This is a genomic window from Mixta tenebrionis, from assembly GCF_006517625.1.
Classification (GTDB): Bacteria; Pseudomonadota; Gammaproteobacteria; order Enterobacterales; family Enterobacteriaceae; genus Mixta; species Mixta tenebrionis.
The window spans coordinates 62,215-82,593 of record NZ_VHQI01000001.1 but is presented as its reverse complement, the minus strand read 5'-3'; the positions used below and the strand labels follow the sequence as shown (position 1 = coordinate 82,593).

The 20,379-nt window shown below is 58.4% G+C and carries 17 protein-coding genes; 7 read left to right on the top strand and 10 right to left on the bottom strand.

Annotated elements, in window-relative coordinates:
* Positions 1 to 2 precede the first annotated feature (2 nt).
* A complete protein-coding gene (locus tag FKM52_RS00340) occupies positions 3 to 1,688 on the bottom strand; it encodes a ribulokinase (protein WP_141174219.1) in 1,686 nt (561 codons plus the stop codon).
* Positions 1,689 to 2,059: 371 nt separating this feature from the next.
* Here FKM52_RS00340 and FKM52_RS00335 point away from each other — a divergent pair, with 371 nt between their 5' ends.
* The 5 genes from FKM52_RS00335 (at position 2,060) to add (ending at position 7,764) form a co-directional block, all read left to right on the top strand.
* Positions 2,060 to 3,043, top strand: coding sequence for an arabinose ABC transporter substrate-binding protein (locus FKM52_RS00335; RefSeq protein WP_141174218.1), 984 nt, complete (start codon positions 2,060 to 2,062; stop codon positions 3,041 to 3,043).
* Between the two features lie 76 nt (positions 3,044 to 3,119).
* Positions 3,120 to 4,643 carry an L-arabinose ABC transporter ATP-binding protein AraG gene (gene araG / locus FKM52_RS00330; protein WP_141174217.1) on the top strand — a complete coding sequence of 508 codons (1,524 nt, stop codon included), beginning with the start codon at positions 3,120 to 3,122 and terminating at the stop codon, positions 4,641 to 4,643.
* A gap of 15 nt (positions 4,644 to 4,658) precedes the next feature.
* On the top strand, positions 4,659 to 5,645 hold the full coding sequence (gene araH, locus FKM52_RS00325; RefSeq protein ID WP_141174216.1) for an L-arabinose ABC transporter permease AraH: 987 nt from the start codon (positions 4,659 to 4,661) through the stop codon (positions 5,643 to 5,645).
* A gap of 53 nt (positions 5,646 to 5,698) precedes the next feature.
* On the top strand, positions 5,699 to 6,619 hold the full coding sequence (gene araC / locus FKM52_RS00320) for an arabinose operon transcriptional regulator AraC (protein WP_141174215.1): 921 nt from the start codon (positions 5,699 to 5,701) through the stop codon (positions 6,617 to 6,619).
* Positions 6,620 to 6,765: 146 nt separating this feature from the next.
* Complete coding sequence (gene add / locus FKM52_RS00315; protein WP_141174214.1) at positions 6,766 to 7,764, top strand: adenosine deaminase; 999 nt, start codon at positions 6,766 to 6,768, stop codon at positions 7,762 to 7,764.
* A gap of 218 nt (positions 7,765 to 7,982) precedes the next feature.
* Here the strand turns inward: add and FKM52_RS00310 are convergent, their stop codons facing one another.
* Complete coding sequence (locus tag FKM52_RS00310; RefSeq protein WP_141174213.1) at positions 7,983 to 9,479, bottom strand: YdgA family protein; 1,497 nt, start codon at positions 9,477 to 9,479, stop codon at positions 7,983 to 7,985.
* A gap of 74 nt (positions 9,480 to 9,553) precedes the next feature.
* Positions 9,554 to 10,729 (bottom strand): mannose-6-phosphate isomerase, encoded by a 1,176-nt coding sequence (manA, locus tag FKM52_RS00305; protein ID WP_141174212.1) that lies wholly within the window; start codon positions 10,727 to 10,729, stop codon positions 9,554 to 9,556.
* Between the two features lie 202 nt (positions 10,730 to 10,931).
* Between manA and fumC the strand changes: the two genes are divergently transcribed.
* Entirely contained in the window at positions 10,932 to 12,329 is a 1,398-nt protein-coding gene (gene fumC, locus FKM52_RS00300; protein ID WP_141174211.1) for a class II fumarate hydratase, read from the top strand.
* A gap of 181 nt (positions 12,330 to 12,510) precedes the next feature.
* Here fumC and FKM52_RS00295 read toward each other — a convergent pair whose 3' ends face one another.
* The 5 genes from FKM52_RS00295 to FKM52_RS00275 are packed head-to-tail and all read right to left on the bottom strand — an operon-like array spanning position 12,511 to position 16,821.
* A complete protein-coding gene (locus tag FKM52_RS00295) occupies positions 12,511 to 13,329 on the bottom strand; it encodes a PTS system mannose/fructose/sorbose family transporter subunit IID (RefSeq protein ID WP_141174210.1) in 819 nt (272 codons plus the stop codon).
* Positions 13,329 to 14,126, bottom strand: a complete 798-nt coding sequence (locus FKM52_RS00290) for a PTS mannose/fructose/sorbose/N-acetylgalactosamine transporter subunit IIC (RefSeq protein ID WP_141174209.1) — start codon at positions 14,124 to 14,126, stop codon at positions 13,329 to 13,331. Before FKM52_RS00290 ends, FKM52_RS00295 begins: the two co-directional genes overlap by 1 nt.
* Before the next feature lie 10 nt (positions 14,127 to 14,136).
* Positions 14,137 to 14,583 carry a PTS sugar transporter subunit IIB gene (locus FKM52_RS00285; protein ID WP_246085485.1) on the bottom strand — a complete coding sequence of 149 codons (447 nt, stop codon included), beginning with the start codon at positions 14,581 to 14,583 and terminating at the stop codon, positions 14,137 to 14,139.
* Positions 14,584 to 14,642: 59 nt separating this feature from the next.
* The gene (locus FKM52_RS00280; RefSeq protein WP_141174208.1) at positions 14,643 to 15,071 is read right to left on the bottom strand and encodes a PTS sugar transporter subunit IIA; all 429 of its coding nucleotides are present in this window, start codon (positions 15,069 to 15,071) and stop codon (positions 14,643 to 14,645) included.
* 4 nt (positions 15,072 to 15,075) lie between these two features.
* Positions 15,076 to 16,821, bottom strand: a complete 1,746-nt coding sequence (locus FKM52_RS00275; protein WP_141174207.1) for a class I mannose-6-phosphate isomerase — start codon at positions 16,819 to 16,821, stop codon at positions 15,076 to 15,078.
* 188 nt (positions 16,822 to 17,009) lie between these two features.
* On the opposite strand from FKM52_RS00275, the gene FKM52_RS00270 reads away from it, so the two are divergent.
* A complete protein-coding gene (locus tag FKM52_RS00270; protein ID WP_141174686.1) occupies positions 17,010 to 18,035 on the top strand; it encodes a LacI family DNA-binding transcriptional regulator in 1,026 nt (341 codons plus the stop codon).
* A 7-nt stretch (positions 18,036 to 18,042) separates the two neighbouring features.
* Here the strand turns inward: FKM52_RS00270 and tus are convergent, their stop codons facing one another.
* Positions 18,043 to 18,981, bottom strand: coding sequence for a DNA replication terminus site-binding protein (tus, locus tag FKM52_RS00265; protein WP_141174206.1), 939 nt, complete (start codon positions 18,979 to 18,981; stop codon positions 18,043 to 18,045).
* Between the two features lie 128 nt (positions 18,982 to 19,109).
* Positions 19,110 to 20,372: an MFS transporter gene (locus tag FKM52_RS00260; RefSeq protein WP_141174205.1), complete on the bottom strand. Its 1,263-nt coding sequence runs from the start codon at positions 20,370 to 20,372 to the stop codon at positions 19,110 to 19,112.
* Between the last annotated feature and the right edge of the window lie 7 nt (positions 20,373 to 20,379).

Sequence of the window (20,379 nt, the reverse complement as noted above, 5' to 3'; positions counted from 1 at the left end):
CCTTAAATAGCGGAAGAAGGACGTGCGGCGTAATGAGGTTCGGCGGTCGCACACCACTGTTGATAACGTTGATAAAGCTGCTGATAGCGCGCCACGCGCGCGGCGTCGGGCTGGAGCGAGCGCTCAACCGGGCTGGCCATTCTCTGCTGCGCGGTGGGGACATCGGAATAAACGCCCGCAGCCACGGCGGCAAAAATCGCGGCGCCCAAGGCGCAGCACTCATCAGAGGCGACAATATCCAGCGGACGATTCATTACGTCGCAGCAGACCTGCATAATCGCCGGCGATTTACGCGCGATGCCGCCCAGCGTCAGAATGTTCTCCACCGGAATCTGCTGCTGTTCGAAACACTCCATAATGGCGCGCGCGCCGAAGGCGGTAGCGGCAATAAAACCGCCGAACAGCGCCGGCGCGTCGGTGCCGAGATCCAGATCGGTAATCACGCCTTTCAGGCGCTGGTTGGCGAAGGGGGTGCGGCGCCCGTTGAACCAGTCAAGCACCAGCGGCAGACGATCGAGCTGCGGATTGGCGACCCAGGCGTCGGTCAGCTGACGCAGTAGATCCTGAGTAAAGGTATCGAGCTGCGGCTTCAGCGCCGGCTGCTGCTGCGCCAGCTGCTGCAGCGGCCAGCTCAGCAGGCGGCTGAACCAGGCGTACATATCGCCAAAGGCGGACTGGCCCGCCTCAAGCCCGATAACGCCGGGCGTGACGCTGCCGTCCACCTGACCGCAAATGCCTGCAATAGCGCGTTCACCGACGCGTTCCGCCTCGGCGATCAGAATGTCACAGGTGGAGGTGCCGATTACCTTAACCAGCGTCCAGGGCTGCGCCCCGGCGCCTACCGCGCCCATATGGCAGTCAAAGGCGCCGCCGGAAAGGGTTACCGCAGTGGAAAGTCCCAGGCGCTCCGCCCATTCCGGCGTCAGGGTGCCGACCGGGCGATCAGCGGTAAAGGTCTCGGTGAACAGCGGCACATCAAGCCGTTCGGTGAGCAACGGATCGAGAGCGTTAAGGAAATCCGCCGGCGGCAGGCCGCCCCACTGCGGATGCCACAGCGATTTATGTCCGGCGGCGCAGCGGCCGCGACGAATGGCGGCGGGCGCGGTGGTGCCGCTCAGCAGGGCAGGCACCCAGTCGCACAGTTCGATCCAGGAAACGGCGGCGGCGCGTACCGCCGCATCAGTGCGGGAGATATGCAGAATTTTGGCCCAGAACCACTCGGAGGAGTAAACGCCGCCGATATAGCGCGAATAGTCCTCAAACCGTCCACTGCGGCAGAGGCGGTTAATCTCTTCCGCCTCCTCAATAGCGGTGTGATCCTTCCACAAAATAAACATTGCATTCGGGTTATCGGCAAACTCCGGACGCAGCGCCAGCACCTGGCCGTTACGGTCGATGGGGGCGGGCGTGGAGCCGGTGGAATCAACGCCGATGCCCACTACCGCCGCGCGCTGCGCCGCGCTCAGACGCGAGACTACGCCGCGCACGGCAATCTCCAGCGCGTCGATATAATCCTGGGGATGATGTCGAAACTGGCTCGCCTGCGGCGCCGAGTAGCGGCCAGCCAGCCAGCGTGTATAGGGCGCCACCTCTTTTTGCAGTTCTGCGCCGCTTTGGCAATCTACCGCCAGGGCGCGAACCGAATCGCTGCCAAAGTCCAGACCAATCGTTATGGCACCAGCACGCATTCGGACTCTCCTGTTAATGAACTATCGCAGCTCCTGAGACTAAAAAGCGCGCCGTTTTTCAGTTAGCCCTGGCTGGCTGCAAATATGTATTTTTCTGTCGTTGCCGGAAGATTTGTGAGGCGGATCAAAAGTTAATTTCCGGTTAAAGTTGCTAAATATATGGACTTTATTGCTGTAGTTTTGTGATGTGATACCGCTCTACATTTCCAGCGGCGTTTCCCGCTAAAACTAGCCCAGCGTCTGTTCAGCTAACGAACAATCATCATGCTAATTTACTGATTTATGGTTTTTGACGCGCTTTTTAACTGACTGGTATCGCTTACACCGTTTCGTTACACACCACGAAAAAAACTACTGCACCGGAGAGCATCATGCACAAATTCACTAAAGCCTTAGCTGCCGTCGGCCTGGCCGCCGCTATGTCACATTCCGCTATCGCCGATACCATGAAGCTGGGTTTCCTGGTTAAACAGCCGGAAGAGCCCTGGTTCCAGACCGAATGGAAGTTCGCCGATAAGGCCGGCAAAGATTTAGGCTTTGAGGTGATCAAGATTGCGGTGCCGGACGGTGAAAAAACGCTGAACGCCATCGATAGCCTGGCGGCCAGCGGCGCGAAGGGCTTTGTGATTTGTACGCCCGATCCCAAACTTGGCTCGGCCATTATGGCGAAAGCGCGCAGCTACGATTTGAAAGTGATTGCGGTAGACGATCAGTTTGTTACCGCTAAAGGCAAGCCGATGGAGAGCGTGCCGCTGGTGATGATGGCGGCGACCAAAATCGGCGAGCGGCAGGGTCAGGAGCTGTATAAAGAGATGCAGAAGCGCGGCTGGGATGTGAAAACCTCAGCGGTGATGGCGATCACCGCTAACGAGCTGGATACCGCGCGCCGCCGCACCAGCGGTTCTGTTGAGGCGCTGAAGGCCGCTGGTTTCCCGGCAAAGCAGATCTATCAGGTTCCCACGAAATCCAACGATATTCCCGGCGCCTTTGATGCCGCCAACTCGCTGCTGGTACAGCATCCGGAAGTGAAACAGTGGCTGATCGTCGGCATGAACGATAACACCGTGCTGGGCGGCGTGCGCGCTACCGAAGGTCAGGGCTTTAAGGCGCCGAACGTGATCGGCATCGGCATTAACGGCGTTGACGCCATCAGCGAACTCTCTAAAGGGCAACCGACCGGCTTCTATGGTTCGCTGCTGCCCAGCCCGGACGTACACGGTTACAAAAGTATTCAGATGCTCTACAACTGGACAACCAAAGGCGAGGAGCCGGCAAAATTTACCGAAGTGACCGACGTGGTGCTGATTACGCGCGACAATTTTAAGGCCGAGCTGGCGAAGAAAGGATTGATGTAACAGGCGCGGGCGGCACGCGCCGTCCGCTTCTCTACGCGCCGGATCGCAGGCGTTTATTTAACAGAGCGGAGACACCATGAACACTGATTCTGCCTTTCTGTCGTTTCATGGCATCAGTAAAACTTTTCCCGGCGTGAAGGCGCTGCAGGATATCAGCTTTCACTGCCGCGCGGGCGAAGTCCATGCGCTAATGGGCGAAAACGGCGCCGGTAAATCGACGCTGCTGAAGATCCTCAGCGGCAGCTACCAGCCGAGCGGCGGCACTATCCGGATTCAGGGGGAAACGGTGAATTTCAGCCGCACCACCGACGCGCTGGATGCGGGCGTCGCCATCATCTACCAGGAACTGCATCTGGTGCCGGAAATGAGCGTGGCGGAAAATATCTACCTGGGCCAGCTGCCGCAGCGCGGCGGGCTGGTGAATCACCGGCTGCTGCGCTACGAGGCGGGGCTACAGCTGAAGAACCTGGGAATGGATATCGATCCCGATACGCCGCTGAAATATCTCTCGCTCGGCCAGTGGCAGATGGTGGAAATTGCCAAGGCGCTGGCGCGCAACGCCAAAATTATCGCCTTTGACGAGCCGACCAGCTCGCTGTCGGCGCGGGAAATCGAACAGCTGTTCCGCGTGATCCGTCAGCTGCGCGCCGAAGGCCGCGTGGTGCTTTACGTATCGCACCGTATGGAGGAGATCTTTGCGCTGAGCGATGCGATTACCGTGTTTAAAGATGGCCGCTACGTGCGCACCTTCGACGACGTGCCGAACACCAGCCATGACATGCTGGTGCAGGCGATGGTCGGGCGCGATCTCGGCGATGTCTATGGCTATTCGCCGCGCCAGCATGGTCCGGTGCGTTTGCAGCTGGAGGGTGTGCATGCGCAGGGCGTAAGAATGCCGGTTTCGCTCAGCGTGCGCGCCGGGGAAATTGTCGGGCTGTTTGGTCTGGTCGGCGCCGGGCGCAGCGAACTGATGAAAGGGCTGTTCGGCGCCACGCGTCTGAAGGCCGGGCGCGTGCTGCTGGATGGCGAAGCGCTGACTATCAATCAGCCCGCGCACGCGATTCGCGCCGGCATTTTGCTCTGCCCGGAAGATCGCAAGGCGGACGGTATTATTCCGGTGCACTCGGTGCGCGACAATATCAATATTTCCGCCCGACGTAATAACCTGACGGCCGGCTGCCTGATCGATCCCCGCTGGGAGACGCACAACGCCGATAAACATATCCGTTCGCTGAATATCAAAACGCCCGGCGCCGATCAGCTGATTATGAACCTCTCCGGCGGCAACCAGCAGAAGGCGATTCTGGGACGCTGGCTGTCGGAAGAGATGAAGGTCATCCTGCTTGATGAGCCGACGCGTGGTATCGACGTCGGCGCCAAACATGAAATCTACAGCCTGATCTACGCGCTGGCGCAGCAGGGTATCGCCGTGCTGTTCGCCTCCAGCGATCTGCCGGAGGTGATGGGGCTGGCCGATCGTATTCTGGTGATGCGCGAAGGCGAGATCGCCGGGGAACTGCTACATGATGAGGCAACGGAGCAGCTGACGCTGAGCCTTGCCATGCCGAAAAACACGCAGCAGACGGCCGCCGTGGCCTGATGCAGGAGTAACGCTATGTCTTCATCCACGACTTCAAATACGCCGCCGGTGCAGCGTTCCGGCCTGCGGCTGGGCCGTATCTGGGATAACTTCGGTATGCTGGTGGTGTTCGCGGTGCTGTTTCTCGCCTGCGTGCTGTTTATCCCTAATTTTGGCAGTTTCATCAATATGAAAGGGCTGGGGCTGGCAATGTCGATGTCCGGCATGGTGGCGTGCGGCATGCTGTTCTGTCTCGCCTCCGGGGATTTCGATCTCTCCGTCGCCTCGGTTATCGCCTGCGCGGGCGTTACCACTGCGGTGGTGATCAACCTGAGCGAAAGCCTGTGGCTGGGCATCGGCGCCGGACTGCTGCTGGGCGTGCTCTGCGGCCTGGTGAACGGCTTCGTGATCGCTAAACTGAAGATCAACGCGCTGATTACCACCCTGGCGACCATGCAGATCGTGCGCGGCCTCGCCTATATCTTCTCGGATGGCAAAGCAGTAGGCATTGAAGATGAGCGCTTCTTTGAACTGGGTTACGCGACCTGGTTTGGCCTGCCGGCGCCCATCTGGCTGACTATCGGCACCATGATTATCTTCGGCTTCCTGCTGAATAAAACCACCTTCGGGCGCAATACGCTGGCGATCGGCGGTAATGAGGAGGCGGCGCGGCTGGCCGGCGTACCGGTGGTGCGCACCCGTATCATTATCTTTATTCTTTCCGGCCTGGTTTCCGCTGCGGCAGGCATTATTCTCGCCTCGCGCATGACCAGCGGCCAGCCGATGACCTCGCTGGGCTATGAGCTGATCGTTATCTCCGCCTGCGTGCTGGGCGGCGTTTCGCTGAAGGGCGGCATCGGCAAAATTTCTTACGTGGTTGCCGGGGTGCTGATCCTTGGCACGGTTGAAAATGCGATGAACCTGCTTAACATCTCGCCTTTTTCTCAATATGTGGTGCGCGGCCTGATTTTGCTGGCGGCGGTGATTTTTGACCGTTATAAACAGAGTCATAAAGCGGCCTGATCGTTGCGGGCGGCAGGCGTCGCCCGCGTTGCCTGACGCTTCGGAGGTTTATTATGTACCATCGTCAACCGATTGAGTCACAGCCTAACCCTCTGCTGCCGGGTTATCCCTTTAACGCCTGGTTGGTAGCCGGGCTGACGCCGATCAGCGCCGGCGGCGCGCTTGATTTTTCCATCGATCGCCCGCACGGCATGAAAGGCTACATCATTAACCTGACGATTAAGGGGCGGGGAAGGGTGTTTGACGGCGATGCGGCGTTTGACTGCGAGCCGGGCGATATGCTGCTGTTCCAGCCGAAAACGCCACACTTTTATGGCCGCGCGCCGGAAAGCGACAGCTGGTATCACCGCTGGATCTACTTTCGGCCACGCGCCTACTGGCATGACTGGCTGCGCTGGCAGGATGAAACCCAGGGCGTTGGGCGTCTGCGGCTGCCGGAATCGCTGCGCGGCGAGTTCGATCGCCTGTTCGCCAGTATTGAACAGACGCACAATTCCGGGCGGCGCTTTGCCGAAGAGCTGGCGATGAACCTGCTGGAGCGGCTGCTGCTGCGGGCGGTGGAAGAAGATCCGCGCTCGCATCAGCAAATCCGTGATGCGCGCATTATTGAAGCCTGCCAGTACGTAACGAATAATCTTGCCGGCGAGCTGAAGATTGATGCGGTGGCGAAGCACGTTTGCCTGTCGCCGTCGCGGCTGGCGCATCTGTTTCGTGAGCAGATGGGGGTGAATCTGCTGCGCTGGCGCGAGGATCAGCGCGTTATCCGCGCCAAGCTGCTGCTGCAAACCACTCAGGAACCGATCGCTTCTGTCGGGCGCGAGGTGGGCTATGACGATCAGCTCTATTTTTCCCGCGTGTTTCGCAAGCGTGTCGGCGTCAGCCCCAGCGATTTTCGCCGCCGCAGCCAGGATGCGCATGACGCGCTGGTGGCGCAGGAGACCTGGCAGCTGCCGCGTCGCGCCAGCGAGGCGTAGGCTGATGACTTTTTTAACCGCTCCCCGCCGTTAAGCGGACAATTAACCAGCGTTCGGTTTAACATCTTGCGCAATTATCTGGTATAGTTGCGCAACTTGTTTTTATACTACTCTGCACTTTACTTAACATTGCAAGAGAGTGCTTTATGATCGACCCCCGCCTTCCGCTTACCGATATTCATCGCCACCTTGACGGCAACATCCGCGCCTCGACCATCCTTGAGCTGGGGCGTGAATTTAATATCGCGTTGCCCGCCAGCGATCTGGATGCGCTGCGCCCGCATGTGCAGGTGGTAGAAAATCAACCGGATCTGGTGAGTTTTCTGCAAAAGCTTGACTGGGGCGTTAAGGTGCTGGGTTCGCTGGAGGCGTGCCGTCGCGTGGCGCAGGAGAACGTGGAGGATGCGGCGCGCGCCGGCATCCACTATGCCGAGCTGCGCTTTTCGCCGGGCTACATGGCGATGAATCATCAGCTGCCGATCGCCGGCGTGGTGGAGGCGGTGATTGATGGCGTGCGCGCCGGCTGTCAGCAACATAATATCGATGTGCGCCTGATCGGCATTATGAGCCGCACCTTCGGCGAAGAGGCCTGCCTTAACGAGCTGGAGGGATTGCTGGCGCACCGCGACGGCATCACCGCGGTCGATCTGGCAGGCGATGAGCTGGGCTTTCCCGGCAGCGAATTCCTTAGCCACTTTAACCGCGCGCGCGATGCCGGCTTTCGCGTAACGGTACATGCGGGCGAGGCGGCAGGCCCGGAAAGTATCTGGCAGGCGATTCGCGAGCTGGGCGCCGAACGTATCGGGCACGGCGTTAAAGCGGTTGAAGATCCGGCGCTGATGGATTTCCTTGCTGAACAGCGTATCGGTATCGAATCCTGTCTGACCTCCAATATCCAGACCAGCACCGTAGCGCAGCTTTCCCACCACCCGCTGGTGAAATTTCTCGATCGTGGGATTCTCGCCACCCTGAATACTGACGATCCGGCGGTGCAGGGGATCGAACTTGCCCATGAATATCAGGTAGCGGCACCGCAGGCGGGGCTGACGGCGGCACATATGCGTCAGGCGCAGGAAAACGGCCTGGCTATCGCTTTTCTCAGCGAAGCTGATAAGCAGCGCATCCGCCAGCGCGTGGCGGGCTAAGCGATTTTCCGGCCACGCGCTGGCCGGATAGCTGTTCAGTGACTGAACAGCGATAACTCTACAGGGATACAGTACCAGAGGCGCAGCTCAGAAATTATCTCGACAGGCTGTGTCACAAAGGGTCACGACGCCGTACGGCGGGCAGGTGGGGTGAGATAATAAAAAAGGGCGGCCTGGCCGCCCTGAATCTGTAAGCGGCAGCGCGCCGCCTGTCACTATTATTCCGGCAGATCGCCAGCCGGCGCACCCAGCATAAAGCGTGCAAGGAAACCATCAAGCGGCATCTTCTCGCCGTTCATGGTGACCTGCGCGCCGTTATACTGCAGGCTGGTGACGATATTATCATCCTGCTGCTGCGTCAGGCGGAACATCTGGCCCATCGCCGCCAGGCCTTTGATCTGCCGATCGGCCAGTTTTTCGGCGTCCGCTTCCTGATAGCCTTCTGCGATGGCAACCTGCTTCATCATTTCCGTCGCCATCGGCATATTGATCACCATCTTGCCGTCCAGCGTTTTCAGCATCCGGCTCAGCTCGTCGGCGGGCGTCTGAGCCGCCGCGCCGGCCGTCGCAGGATCTTTAAAGTGGATCGCCAGGTTAAAGGTGCTTTCGCCTTTGTCGTTCTTCCAGCTCAGCGGCGCTATCGTTACCACCGGATTGCCTTTCAGCAGCAGCGGCAGATTATTGCTGAGGATGCTGTCAATTCCCTGCTGATAGCGTTGTGGATCTTCATTAATACCGGGCTGATTAAGCAATGCCTGTACCTGGTTGCTGTAGTTTTCCGAGAATGTTTTCAGCGCCTCGTCATTCAGCTGCGACAGCTTAATCGTCATATGGCCGGAGCCGAAGTCACGGTTTTGCATTTTCAGGCTGTCGAGGCGGTAATCCACCTGACCGGCGATGTTATCGCCGCTGGCATCAAAGGTGGTTTTCAGCTCGGAGCCTTCCATTACCAGCGCTTCCTGACCGTTGATGCTGGCGGAGAGCTTCTGCACCGTCATCAGCTGATCGCCGAGACGCACGCCCTGCGGGCTGAGGTGAGAATTGCCCTTAAGGTTAATATTATTGAGGGTGAACAGCACCGGCTGCTCGCCCTGGTTGGTTACCGTCAGCGCCACGCTGTCGATATCGCTGTCCATATCGATACGGTCGCCTTTAGCGTCCACGTCAATATTCAGAGTGCCGCCGTTCCAGGCGTAGCGTTCGCCGCTCTCGGCGTTCTGATAATCCAGCGGCAGCAGACGAATCGCTGAAGCCGTCGCGCCGCTGTAGCCGATACGCGTATCCGCCTCAATCACCGATTTACCTTTGCTCAGCTCAAACAGCTTTTTCAACACCGGGGTATTTTCCAGCTCGCTGTGGACCGATGCCATACTGGGGATCAGGTTTAATTTTTTCAGCTGGGCCAGCGGGAAGGGGCCATGATCGATAGTTTCGTTAATTATCACGCTCTGTCCGGGCTTCAGCAGCGCGTTATCTTCCGTCTGTGAGCTGGCCTGAATCACCAGCTGAGTATGGCTGGTAAACCAACCGCGCTGATAGTCCTGGTAGCTGACCTTCAGACGGCTTTCAGGCATCTCCTTTGCCAGCTGCACGTTGGCTTTTTGCACCAGCTCATCCATATGGCTTTCGAACTGCTTGCCGGTCAGCCATGCGGCGCCTGTCCAGATTACGCCCAGAGCGACCACTACGCCAACCGCGATTTTTGTCTTTTTCATCGACTCGTCCTTTTAGCGGCATCAATGCCTGATATTAATTTCTTGAATAATCATAGCATTCCCTGCTTAAGCCGTCAGCCCGGCTGATTACAGACGCGGGCGATACGACCTTCTCCCTGCATCGTTATCGGCGATTCGCTGGCGGTTACGAAACAGGATTCGCCTGCTTTTAACGTCAGCCGTTGCGTACCGCTGGTTAACAAGGCCTGGCCCTCAATACAGAACAGAATGGCGGCGCTACGCTGGCTTAGCGGCGCCGGCGCAGCGCGCAGCAGGTGAATGGAGAAGGCGAAATCATCGACCGGCACTGGAAAACAGAGCGTATCGCCATGCTGCTGCGCAGCGGTCAGCAGGCTGTCGGCGGAACGCGAGGTAAATTTCATATTTGCCATAAGTTCTGCCACATCGATATGTTTCGGCGTTAGTCCGGCACGCAGTACGTTATCGGAATTGGCCATCACCTCCAGCGCCACGCCGTGCAGATAGGCGTGCGGCGTTTCGGCAAACAGAAACATCGCTTCTCCCGGCTGCAGCTCCACGACATTCAGCAGCAGCGGCGAAAACAGCCCGCTGTCGTCGGGCCAGAAGCGGGCAATACGCTGAATGGTCTGCCACGGCTCGCCGCTGTACTGCGCGCGCGCGGCGTGCAGCACGGCCATAGCGCGCGTTTTTTCCTCGCCCTCTAAGGAGAGCAGCGTAGCGAATAGCGCAGCCAGACCCGCTTCGTCCGGCTGCTGCAGGAAATGAGCGATCGCGGGATGCGCCCCGGCAACCAGCTGCAGCAGAGAAACGATCTCCCGCCTTTCGCGAAAGCCGTTGAGCGCCTGGAACGGCGTCAGCGCATAAACCAGCTCTGGCTTGTGGTTGGCATCCTTATAGTTTCGTTCCGGCGCGCTGAGCGGTATGCCCGCCGCATTTTCACGGGCAAAGCCCGCTTCGGCTGATTTTTTGTCGGGATGTACCTGGATGGATAAAGGCTGCGCGGCGCACAGCACCTTAAATAAAAAAGGCAGTTCGCCGAAGCGCGCCGCCACTTCAGCTCCCAGCAGGCCAACTTTATCGGCCGCAATCACCTCACGCAGCGAACGCCGCTCGCCTTCAATAACCAGGGTTGAGCTGCTTTTGGGATGCGCGCCCATCCACAGTTCGGCCATTGGCTGCTGTGAAGGATTTTCAATGCCATACAGCGCGGTTAATGCGTTTTTACTGCCCCAGGCGTAGTGCTGCAGCGTATTGTGAAGCTTAAACATGGTTTCTCCTGTACTGCAGGCGGTTGCAGGCTTTCTATTAAAACAGAAACAACCTGCTAAACCAGGATGCAAGTCAAATAAGGACGACTGGCTCGCATAATGTTAAATTATTGTATGTCATACTGTAGCCCGCGCTCGCGGTAGCGGATTCGTACCGGACGGAGCTTTTTAAATCATACGTTTGTGTTAAAGGAGAGTAGTAATGGCAGCCAACCGCATTGAAAAAGATTCAATGGGACCCATTGACGTACCGGCTGAGAAACTGTGGGGCGCGCAGACGCAGCGCTCGCTGGAGCACTTTCGCATCTCTACAGAAAAAATGCCGACCGCGCTGGTTCATGCGCTGGCATTGACCAAACGCGCCGCCGCTAAAGTGAACAGCGATCTGGGGCTGCTGCCGCAGGAAAAGGCGCAGGCGATCGTTCAGGCTGCCGACGAGGTGCTGGCGGAGAAACACGCCGATGAATTCCCGCTGGCGATCTGGCAGACCGGCTCCGGCACACAAACCAATATGAATATGAACGAGGTGCTGGCTAACCGCGCCAGCGAGATCCTCGGCGGCGAGCGCGGCATGTCACGTCTGGTACATCCTAACGACGACGTGAACAAGAGCCAGAGCTCCAACGATGTTTTCCCTACCGCCATGCACGTGGCGGCGGTCATCGCGCTGCGCGAACAGCTGATTCCACAGCTGAATAGCCTGAAACAGACGCTGAGCGCCAAAGCTGAAGCTTTTCAGGATATCGTTAAAATTGGCCGCACCCATCTGCAGGATGCCACCCCGCTGACGCTGGGACAGGAGATTTCCGGCTGGGTGGCGATGCTGACGCACAGCCTGAAGCATATTGAGCAGAGCGTGCCGCACGTGGCGGAACTGGCGCTGGGCGGCACCGCGGTAGGCACCGGCCTGAATACCCATCCTGAATACGCGGTGCGCGTGGCGGCAGAGCTGGCGGCGCTGACCCATCAGCCTTTTGTTACCGCGCCGAATAAGTTTGAAGCGCTGGCAACCTGCGATGCGCTGGTGCATGCTCACGGCGCGCTGAAAGGCCTGGCCGCGTCGCTGATGAAAATCGCCAACGATGTGCGCTGGCTCTCTTCCGGCCCGCGCTGCGGCATTGGCGAAATCGCCATTCCGGAAAACGAGCCGGGCAGCTCCATTATGCCGGGCAAGGTTAACCCGACGCAGTGCGAAGCGTTGACTATGCTGTGTTGCCAGGTGATGGGCAACGATGTGGCGATCAATATGGGCGGCGCCGCCGGCAATTTTGAGCTGAACGTCTATCGTCCGATGATTATCCATAACTTCCTGCAGTCGATTCGTCTGCTGGCGGACGGCATGGATAGCTTTAATCATCACTGCGCCGTGGGTATTGAGCCGAACCGCGATCGTATCAGCCAGCTGCTGAACGAGTCGCTGATGCTGGTTACCGCACTGAATACCCATATCGGCTACGATAAGGCGGCGGAAATCGCCAAAAAGGCGCATAAAGAGGGGCTGACGCTGAAAGGCTCCGCGCTGAAGCTGGGCTACCTGACCGAAGAGGAGTTCGATGCCTGGGTGCGCCCGGAGGAGATGGTCGGCAGCATGAAGCAGTAAGCGAAACGGGCGGGGCCGCAGCGGCCCTGTTTGTCGCAGCCCATAGCCTTTCGGCTGTTGGCCGCTTTTACGTTTTTACCGTCGACTATGAAAAAGACGGGCCTCTCTCCGGCCGGCAGCAGCGAGGTTGCGGCGCCCCGTCATCAGCCTGCGGCCTTTTATCCGCTTCCGGCCTTTACGTTTAACCAGAGAACAACCCGCTCACGACGCCGAGCGCGGCCAGCGCCAGCAGTAACAGCATTGCCTTCACCGGCGACACGCCGCGCCTGGCCATCAGATACCAGCATCCCAATACCACGCTCAGCGGCAGCAGCTGTGGAAAGATGCCGTCCAGCATCTGCTGCAGGTGAATATTCACCCCATCTTTGGTAATGAACTCCAGGCCGGTAGCGAGTTTAACGTAGCTTGCCGCCACGCCGCCCATTACAAATACGCCCAGCAGCGACAGCGCTTCCCGCAGGCGGGTTGATTTACTGCTCACCAGCATTTCCACCGAGCCGGAGCCCATTTTGTAGCCTTTCAAAAACAGCAGCCATGAACCAGGAATAATGATGCCCAGCCAGGCGACGATATAAAACAGAGGGCCGAGCGGATTGCCGCCGGCCGCCAGCGCCATGCCGATGCTCAGCAGAATAGGAATGAGCATGCCGGGGATCATTGAATCGCCGATCCCGGCGATCGGACCCATCAGACCAACCTTGAGGGTGTTGATCGTTTCGCCGTCGATCGGATCGCCATTCGCTTTTTTCTCTTCCAGACCCAGCACCATGCCGTTAACAATGGCGCCAATCTGTGGCTCGGTATTATAAAACGAGGCGTGGCGCCGCAGCATTTCGTTACGCTGCGCCGTATCGGGATAGAGTTTGTTCGCCGCCGGCAGCATACTCAGACAGAAACCGAAGGATTCCAGCCGTTCGAAGCTCATTGATGACAAGTTATACATCATCCACGCCCGCCAGCAGCGGCGCAGATCTTTACGATTCAGGGTAGGCGCTTTCATCAGAATTCATCCTCATCATCACCGTCCGCTGTGGTGTTGGCAGCCTGCTGCGGTTCCGGCTTATAGTTGTAGTGAATGAGCGCCAGCAGCGATCCGACAATTACCAGCGCGACCATGTTGAGCTTTAAAAAAACGATGCAGACGAAACCGACGAGAAAGTAGATCAGCATGCTGTAGTTCTTAATGATCTGCTTAAGCAGGATCGCGATCCCTACGGCAGGAAGGATGCCGCCCAGCACGTTCATTGTCGCCAGCACCGCAACCGGCAGGCTATCCATAAAGGCGCTGATATACTGCGCGCCGAAGTAGACGGCGATAAAGGCGGGGACGAAACGCAAAACAAAGTTGCACAGCTGCGGCCAGATGGCGCTGTTCAGATAGATGCCGCGTGGGTCGCCGCGCTCCAGCGCCACATCGGCGCGGTGGTTCCAGAATGAGTTCAGCACCATCATCGCGTTGAACAGCACGGTGCCGGCGATACCGATGGTGGCAGCCAGCGCCACCGCCACCTCCGGCCCTTTTCCTGACAGGACGCCCAGCGCGATGGCCGGCCAGGCGACAAAGTTCAGATCCGCCGGCATTGAACCGCCCGGCGTCACCATGGCGATATACACCGCCTGTACCGCAACTCCGATAACAATTCCGGTTTTCACATCGCCCAGAATAAGCCCGACCAGCATCCCGGAGACCAGCGGGCGGGTAAGCAGATACCAGCCGCCGGTCAGCCCCAGCAGCCAGGGCGTGCTGAGCGCGCCCAGATAACAAAATAGGCCAATCAGCGTCGCTTCGATAATCATTGCCCGCTCCTTATTTCAGCTTCTGACGCGCGTCCTGCCAGCTATAACAGCCAGCGTCCGGCACCAGACGAAATTCAATCTGATGCCCGTGTTGCATCAGCCAGTCAAAGGCGGCGATCTCTGCGGCGTTGACCGCCTGATTTGGCCCGATCGTTGTGGTGTCGGCGCGGGCGCTCATCGGGCCGACGTTGATTTTTCCGTTAGCGTTTTGCAGGCTGATCCCCGCTTTTGCAATACGTTGCAGGGTCACCGGGGATTTACCGATAACAAAGTAGCGTTTTTCGCTGGCGATGACCCTGGGCAATTTTTCAATCGCCGTTGCGGTATCGAACAGCCAGACTTTGAGATCCTGAATGGCGCCTTTCATTACCGATGAGAGTAGCGGGTCAGCCGCAACGGCATCGTCAACGGCAATAATGCCATCGCAGGGCAGCTCTTTAGCCCAGCGGGTTACCAGCTATCCATGGATCACCCGGTCATCGATACGTACAAAAGATATACTCATAGCGGCTTCCTCTAAAAATCATCCGGCTGGGTGGTTAAAACCGGGGCGGCGGTTATCAGCGTCGGGAGCGTTATCTCCAGCAGCTGGGCGGCGGCAAGCTGTACATCGGTAAAATGACGGATCTCTTCGCTTTGCAGCAGCATGGGAAGGTTGACGCCCGCCATCACGGCGACAGCAGGCGTCGTCTGCGGGGAAAAGGCGTGCAGGCAGGCGACATTCCATGGCGTACCGCTTTGCATATCGCACAGCACCAGGACGCCGTCGGCGCCTTGTCGCGCATGGGCCAGCGCGCGGGAAAACGCCTGCTTAAACCCCTCGATACCCGCCTGTTCGCCCAGCGTGACGGTAGAAACATGCGGCAGCGCGCCGTAAACCATTTCTCCGCTGGTCAACAGCGCTTCGGCCAGCGGGCCGTGAGTCGCAATAATAATATTGATCATATAGTTATCCTCTTACCCATGCTTTGATGGTGGCGAGCTGCCGCCCCACGCTATTACCCGCCGGTGAAATGCGGTATTCGCCAACGGCCGCCGGAATAATAAAGGTTTCGGCATAGTGAACGTGGAAGGGGGCGAAGGCGCCGGTTGGGCTGTCTACCACCGCTTCCGCGCCTTCTACCAGATTCAGCACGTTGACCCCGCCCTGGGTATGGTGTGTCACCGGCGCGCTAAACCAGTGACGGCGGGTTTCGATAAACTCCCGTTCATGCAGCCCGGTGCGTTCTTCCCGCCAGCCTGCGCTTTCGGCGAGCGGCTCAATACGATTAACAAGGTGGTCATATACCCATTGCGTATCGCGCGACCAGTCGATCACCTGCTCGCCGTGATCGAGATGAACCGGGCGCGGCAAGCCATCCAGGCCTACGCGCGCCCAGTCCCATAGTTTGAAAGTAAAGATGTAAGGCGTGGCGCTGATCTCCAGCACCATGGCGCCTGCGCCGGAGCAATGCACCGTACCGGCGGGGATCAGAAAGTGATCGTGCTTACGCGCCGGAATACGGTTAACAAAGCGTTCATCGTCAAAGGCGCGCTTACCTTGGGCGGCGGCACGCAAATCGGCCAGCATCGCCTGAGGATCGGTGCCCGTTTTGACGCCGAGGTAGACTACCGCCTCCGGCTCGGCCTCAAGAATGTAATAGCTTTCATCCTGGGTGTAATGCATACCAAAATGCTGCTGGATATATTCGGTGACCGGATGGACCTGAAAGCTCAGATTCTGCCCGCCGATGGTATCGAGAAAGTCAAAGCGGATGGGAAACTCAGTGCCGAAACGGGCATGAACTTTTTCACCAAGCAGCGCTCGCGGGTAGAGCAGCACTAAATCCTGAGAGGGGATCTCAATTCGTACTGCGCCAAAGCGCAGCAACAGGCTGTTCTCTTCCGGCACACAGTCAAAACACCAGGCGTAATTAGGGGCCGAGGGATCGAGATCGAACTGGCGTTTCATCCACTGTCCGCCCCAGACCCCAGGATCAAAAAAAGGAACGACCCGGAACGGGCGCGTGGTGGTCTGCTGCAGGCCGGCGCGCAGCGCCTTACCGCTGACCAGCGCCGGAGCAAGCTTCCGGGTGGTATCAAGCAGATAATCGGCGCGCCTGAGCAGAGGCGTTTTGTGCCGATCGAAGACGCGCCACTCGATAAAAAAAGCGCGCTTGTAACGTCGCAGGATATCTTCATGTTGATTGTCGGCCCCCCAGTTGCTCAGCCGATCGCGCCGCATCCGCTGTTGAATCTCCCAACGCGGCAGATCGGCATAGATCAGCAGGTCGCCCGGATGCGCCAGCGCGGCGCCTGGCCCGTAAACCACCACCACGCCGTGCTTAACGGCGTCAATTTGTTGACGCAGCAGGTTAAGTTTTTCAGCATCGAAAAACGCGCTGAGCCGATGGCAGGAGAGCACGCCGAACACCCGGTCGTCGGTGAGATTTGCGGCCAGCATCTGCTGCAGCGCCTGCTCGTCAAGGCGGGCGGTTTCAACGTTGATCGTCAGCACGCTATTGAGCGCCGGCAGCAGCTGCTGCTCCAGCTCTTGCAGCCGCACGCCAGGGTAACAGTCCACCACCAGCACCGTTCTGGAGGAGGTAAAAAGCCTGGCGTTCAGGATCTCATTAATTGACTGCCAGCCTTGCCAGGCCTGATCGTCGTAACCCTGAACAGCGACTTCAGGGAATTTGTTATAGGTTGCTTGCATTTTATCTCTCCATATTGGCAGGATAAGATTAATCGATTAACCTTTGTTTTGCAGCGTGGTTAACGCGATTAACCCCGCATAATAAGCAACCTGCAGCGCAGAAATATGCTTTAATGCGAAATCCATCACAGGGAAAATCTCGCCGTTCAGGTTATTCGATTAACCTTAAAGCTGATACAGGAGCAATGATGACCTCAGTGACGCTGGCACAGGTGGCGCAACGGGCCGGAGTATCTACGGCCACCGTCTCCATGGTATTACGTAATCGTGGGCGTATCTCGCCGGCTACGCGCGAACGCGTGCTAAAAGCGCTGGACGAGACCGGCTATGTCTATAACCAGACCGCCGCTAATTTGCGTAACCGTAGCAGCAACCAGGTCGGTTTACTGCTGCATGATATTACTAACCCGTTTTATGCGGAGATGACCGCAGGGCTGAGCCATGAAATGGAGCGGCATGAACTGCTGCTGTTTCTGGCCAATAGCGAAGAATCAGAGGATCGTCAGCAAAAGTTTGTTGATTCGCTGATGCGCAACAGCGCCTGCGGTATGGTGCTGTGCGCAGCGCGGGCAACGCCTGCGTCGTTTTTTGCGGCGCTGAAAAGGCGTAATATCCCGGCAATTATGGTGGTGCGTCCGCTCAGCGATCCCGACTTCGATTTTGTCGGCACCGATAACTTTCTCGGCGCGCAAATGGCGACGACGCATTTAATTCAGCTGGGACACCGGAATATCGCCTTTATCGGCGGCGGTGCGAATTCCGGTACGCGCGCGCAACGGGTTGGCGGCTTTACCAGTACGCTGCTGGAGAACGATCTTACGCCCGTGCCGGAGTGGATAGTTATGGCTCAGGCGAGCCAGATTGACGGGGCGAAAGCGGCGGCATCGCTGCTGTCCCGCTACCCGCAGATTACCGCTGCCGTTTGCTATCAGGATATTGTCGCCCTTGGCGTAATGCAGGCGCTGCGCGCCGCCGGCCGTAAGCCCGGTCAGGATTTCGCGCTGGTGGGATTTGACGATATTACTGAAGCGGCGCTGGTGCAGCCTGCGCTGACCACCGTTTCGGTGGCCGCGAAAGAGATAGGGCGTAAAGCGGGCGAGCTGTTGTACAGCCGCATCCAGGGAAACGATGAGCCGCCGAAACGAATTATCCTGCCGCCTGCGCTGGTGATCCGTGAATCCTGCGGCGGTCCGCGCGCCGGCGTCGACCGTTAAAGAAAGGCTAGGCTTTGCCTACCGGTCTGTCGCAGTAAAGGTGCAGCCGGGGGATCAGCAGCCAGAGCTGTTCGGCCTGGGGTTTGTAGCGATGGCTGATATTCTCCGCATCGTAATTCAGCAGTTCACCGAGCGCCGGCACCTGCTGCCGGTTGGGGCAGAGCACCAGCAGAGGAGAGGGGCAGGCCAGCTGCGTCTGTTTCTGCTGCTCTTTATCCCAGATGCGCGCGATAGGCTGCACTTTAACCGGACGCTTGATTTTCAGCCTGGCGCCTTTCGGCAATGAACGTACCGCTGCCAGCTCCTCCTGCACTTTTTCCGCCCACTGCTCACGCGTCCATGGCGCCTGGGCGCGGCCCGCCTTCAGGCTTTTCTCCAGTTTTGCGACGATCTCCTGCGGCGTTACGTTTTTTATAATCTGTTTATTGGCCCAGCCGAAGCGCACGCTGTCAGGCGCATCCAGCAGGGTGATCGTGCGGTAGGCGTTTAGCGTCAGCAGGCCGCGCAGGTGAGTATGCACAAAATCAAAGCGTGCTTCGCTCGGCAGGCCGGAATCAACGGTGATAATGCGTTCCAGCTCCGCCTTCAGCCGATTGTTTTGCTTTACCTGCTGGTGGAGCAGGGCATGCTGCTGCTCGTCGGCTGCAAAACAGAGCGCGCCCGGCAAGCGCACCGCCGCTTTGGTGCTGATATTTTCCGACTGATGCTGAATAAACAGCCGACAATAGTGCTGAAGCGCCCGCTGGCGCGCTTCATCGCCAAGATGCTGCGTTACGCTAATCTGCGTAACCGGATCGTGCTCCGTACCTTTTACCACCGGCGGCAGGGAGAATACGCGGCCAACCAGCAGCGGCAGCCGGGTGAGCTGTTGCTGCAGAGCGGCCAGCGCCTGTTCAAGCTGGCTGGCGCACAGGCGCAAATCTTCGACTAAATCATAGCGGGGCATGGCGGCTCCTTATTTAGCAATCTTTTTAGTTACAACATACAAATAAAACCTTTAAAACAGGATACTTCAGCAACAGAGAAATTAACAGTCCGGCAGAGAAAAAGGCCGCGCGGGGCGGCCCGTCAGCCTCATAATTGGCGGGTATGCAGGGAGGCAGCGACCATTAGCGCCAGTAAAAGCAGCGTTGCGATAAAGGCGGTGATGCCCGGCCAGCCCCAGGCGTGCCAGAAAACGCCGCCCAGGGTGCCGGCCACGCTGGAGCCGACATAATAGCTAAACAGATAGAGAGAAGATGCCTGGCCTTTTGCGCGGCGCGCGCGCGGACCAATCCAGCCGCTGGCGACCGAGTGGGCGGCGAAGAATCCAGCGGTAAACAGCATCATGCCGGGAAAAATCAGCCACAGCGACTGAAACAGGGTGATGAGCAGGCCGCTCAGCATAATGGCAGTGGCGCACAGCAGCACCGGACCACGTCCATAACGGGCTGTCATCGCGCCCGCCTTCGGCGAACTCCAGGAGCCGGTGAGATAGACCACCGACAGCAGGCCGACTACCGCCTGGCTCAGCGACCAGGGCGCATTCATCAGCCGATAGCCAATATAGTTAAACAGGGTAACAAACGCGCCCATCAGCAAAAAACCTTCGGCAAACAGCAGCGGCAGGCCGCGATCGCGCCAGTGCAGACGAAAGTTAATCATCAGGCTGCGCGGGCGCAGCGAAGCGGGACGGAAATGACGCGACGCCGGCAGAATTTTCCAGAACATCAGCGCTGAAGCCAGCGCAAAACAGCCGATAAAAGCAACTGCCATGCGCCAGGAGCTGGAATCGGTAATCACGCCGCTAATCAGGCGCCCGCTCATGCCGCCGATAGAGTTGCCGCTGATATACAGCCCCATGGAAAACGCAATAACGCTGGGATGGATCTCTTCGCTCAGGTAGGTCATGCCTACCGCCGCCACGCCGCTCAGGGATAGCCCGGTCAGCGCCCGCATCAGCAAAATACCGTGCCAGCTGGTCATGGCGGCGGAAAGCAGAGTGCATATCGCCGCCAACAGCAAAGCGACTACCATTACCGGTTTTCGTCCCACGGCATCTGACAGCGGGCCGGTGACCAACAGCCCCAGCGCCATTAACGCAGTGGCGATCGACAGGGAAATACTGCTGGTTGCCGGCGAGACGCCAAACTCCTGCGACAGAACCGGCAGAATAGGCTGCACGCAATAGAGCAGGGCGAAGGTGGCAAGCCCTGCTGAAAACAGCGCCAGCGTCACCCGCATGAACTGCGGCGTGCCGCGCTTGATATAGCGATTTTTATCCGCGCTCGCGCAAGGCGCGGTTTCGACAGCTTCAGCGTCGTCAGGCAGAAAGGCCGTCTGGGTTGAGCGGTTCACAAAACTT

Bases quoted from the DNA above. Each gene is read 5' to 3' on its own strand.
- FKM52_RS00340 (WP_141174219.1), bottom strand. From the start codon at position 1,688: ATGCGTGCTGGTGCCATAACGATTGGTCTGGACTTTGGCAGCGATTCG.
- FKM52_RS00335 (WP_141174218.1), top strand. From the start codon at position 2,060: ATGCACAAATTCACTAAAGCCTTAGCTGCCGTCGGCCTGGCCGCCGCT.
- araG (WP_141174217.1), top strand. From the start codon at position 3,120: ATGAACACTGATTCTGCCTTTCTGTCGTTTCATGGCATCAGTAAAACT.
- araH (WP_141174216.1), top strand. From the start codon at position 4,659: ATGTCTTCATCCACGACTTCAAATACGCCGCCGGTGCAGCGTTCCGGC.
- araC (WP_141174215.1), top strand. From the start codon at position 5,699: ATGTACCATCGTCAACCGATTGAGTCACAGCCTAACCCTCTGCTGCCG.
- add (WP_141174214.1), top strand. From the start codon at position 6,766: ATGATCGACCCCCGCCTTCCGCTTACCGATATTCATCGCCACCTTGAC.
- FKM52_RS00310 (WP_141174213.1), bottom strand. From the start codon at position 9,479: ATGAAAAAGACAAAAATCGCGGTTGGCGTAGTGGTCGCTCTGGGCGTA.
- manA (WP_141174212.1), bottom strand. From the start codon at position 10,729: ATGTTTAAGCTTCACAATACGCTGCAGCACTACGCCTGGGGCAGTAAA.
- fumC (WP_141174211.1), top strand. From the start codon at position 10,932: ATGGCAGCCAACCGCATTGAAAAAGATTCAATGGGACCCATTGACGTA.
- FKM52_RS00295 (WP_141174210.1), bottom strand. From the start codon at position 13,329: ATGAAAGCGCCTACCCTGAATCGTAAAGATCTGCGCCGCTGCTGGCGG.
- FKM52_RS00290 (WP_141174209.1), bottom strand. From the start codon at position 14,126: ATGATTATCGAAGCGACGCTGATTGGCCTATTTTGTTATCTGGGCGCG.
- FKM52_RS00280 (WP_141174208.1), bottom strand. From the start codon at position 15,071: ATGATCAATATTATTATTGCGACTCACGGCCCGCTGGCCGAAGCGCTG.
- FKM52_RS00275 (WP_141174207.1), bottom strand. From the start codon at position 16,821: ATGCAAGCAACCTATAACAAATTCCCTGAAGTCGCTGTTCAGGGTTAC.
- FKM52_RS00270 (WP_141174686.1), top strand. From the start codon at position 17,010: ATGACCTCAGTGACGCTGGCACAGGTGGCGCAACGGGCCGGAGTATCT.
- tus (WP_141174206.1), bottom strand. From the start codon at position 18,981: ATGCCCCGCTATGATTTAGTCGAAGATTTGCGCCTGTGCGCCAGCCAG.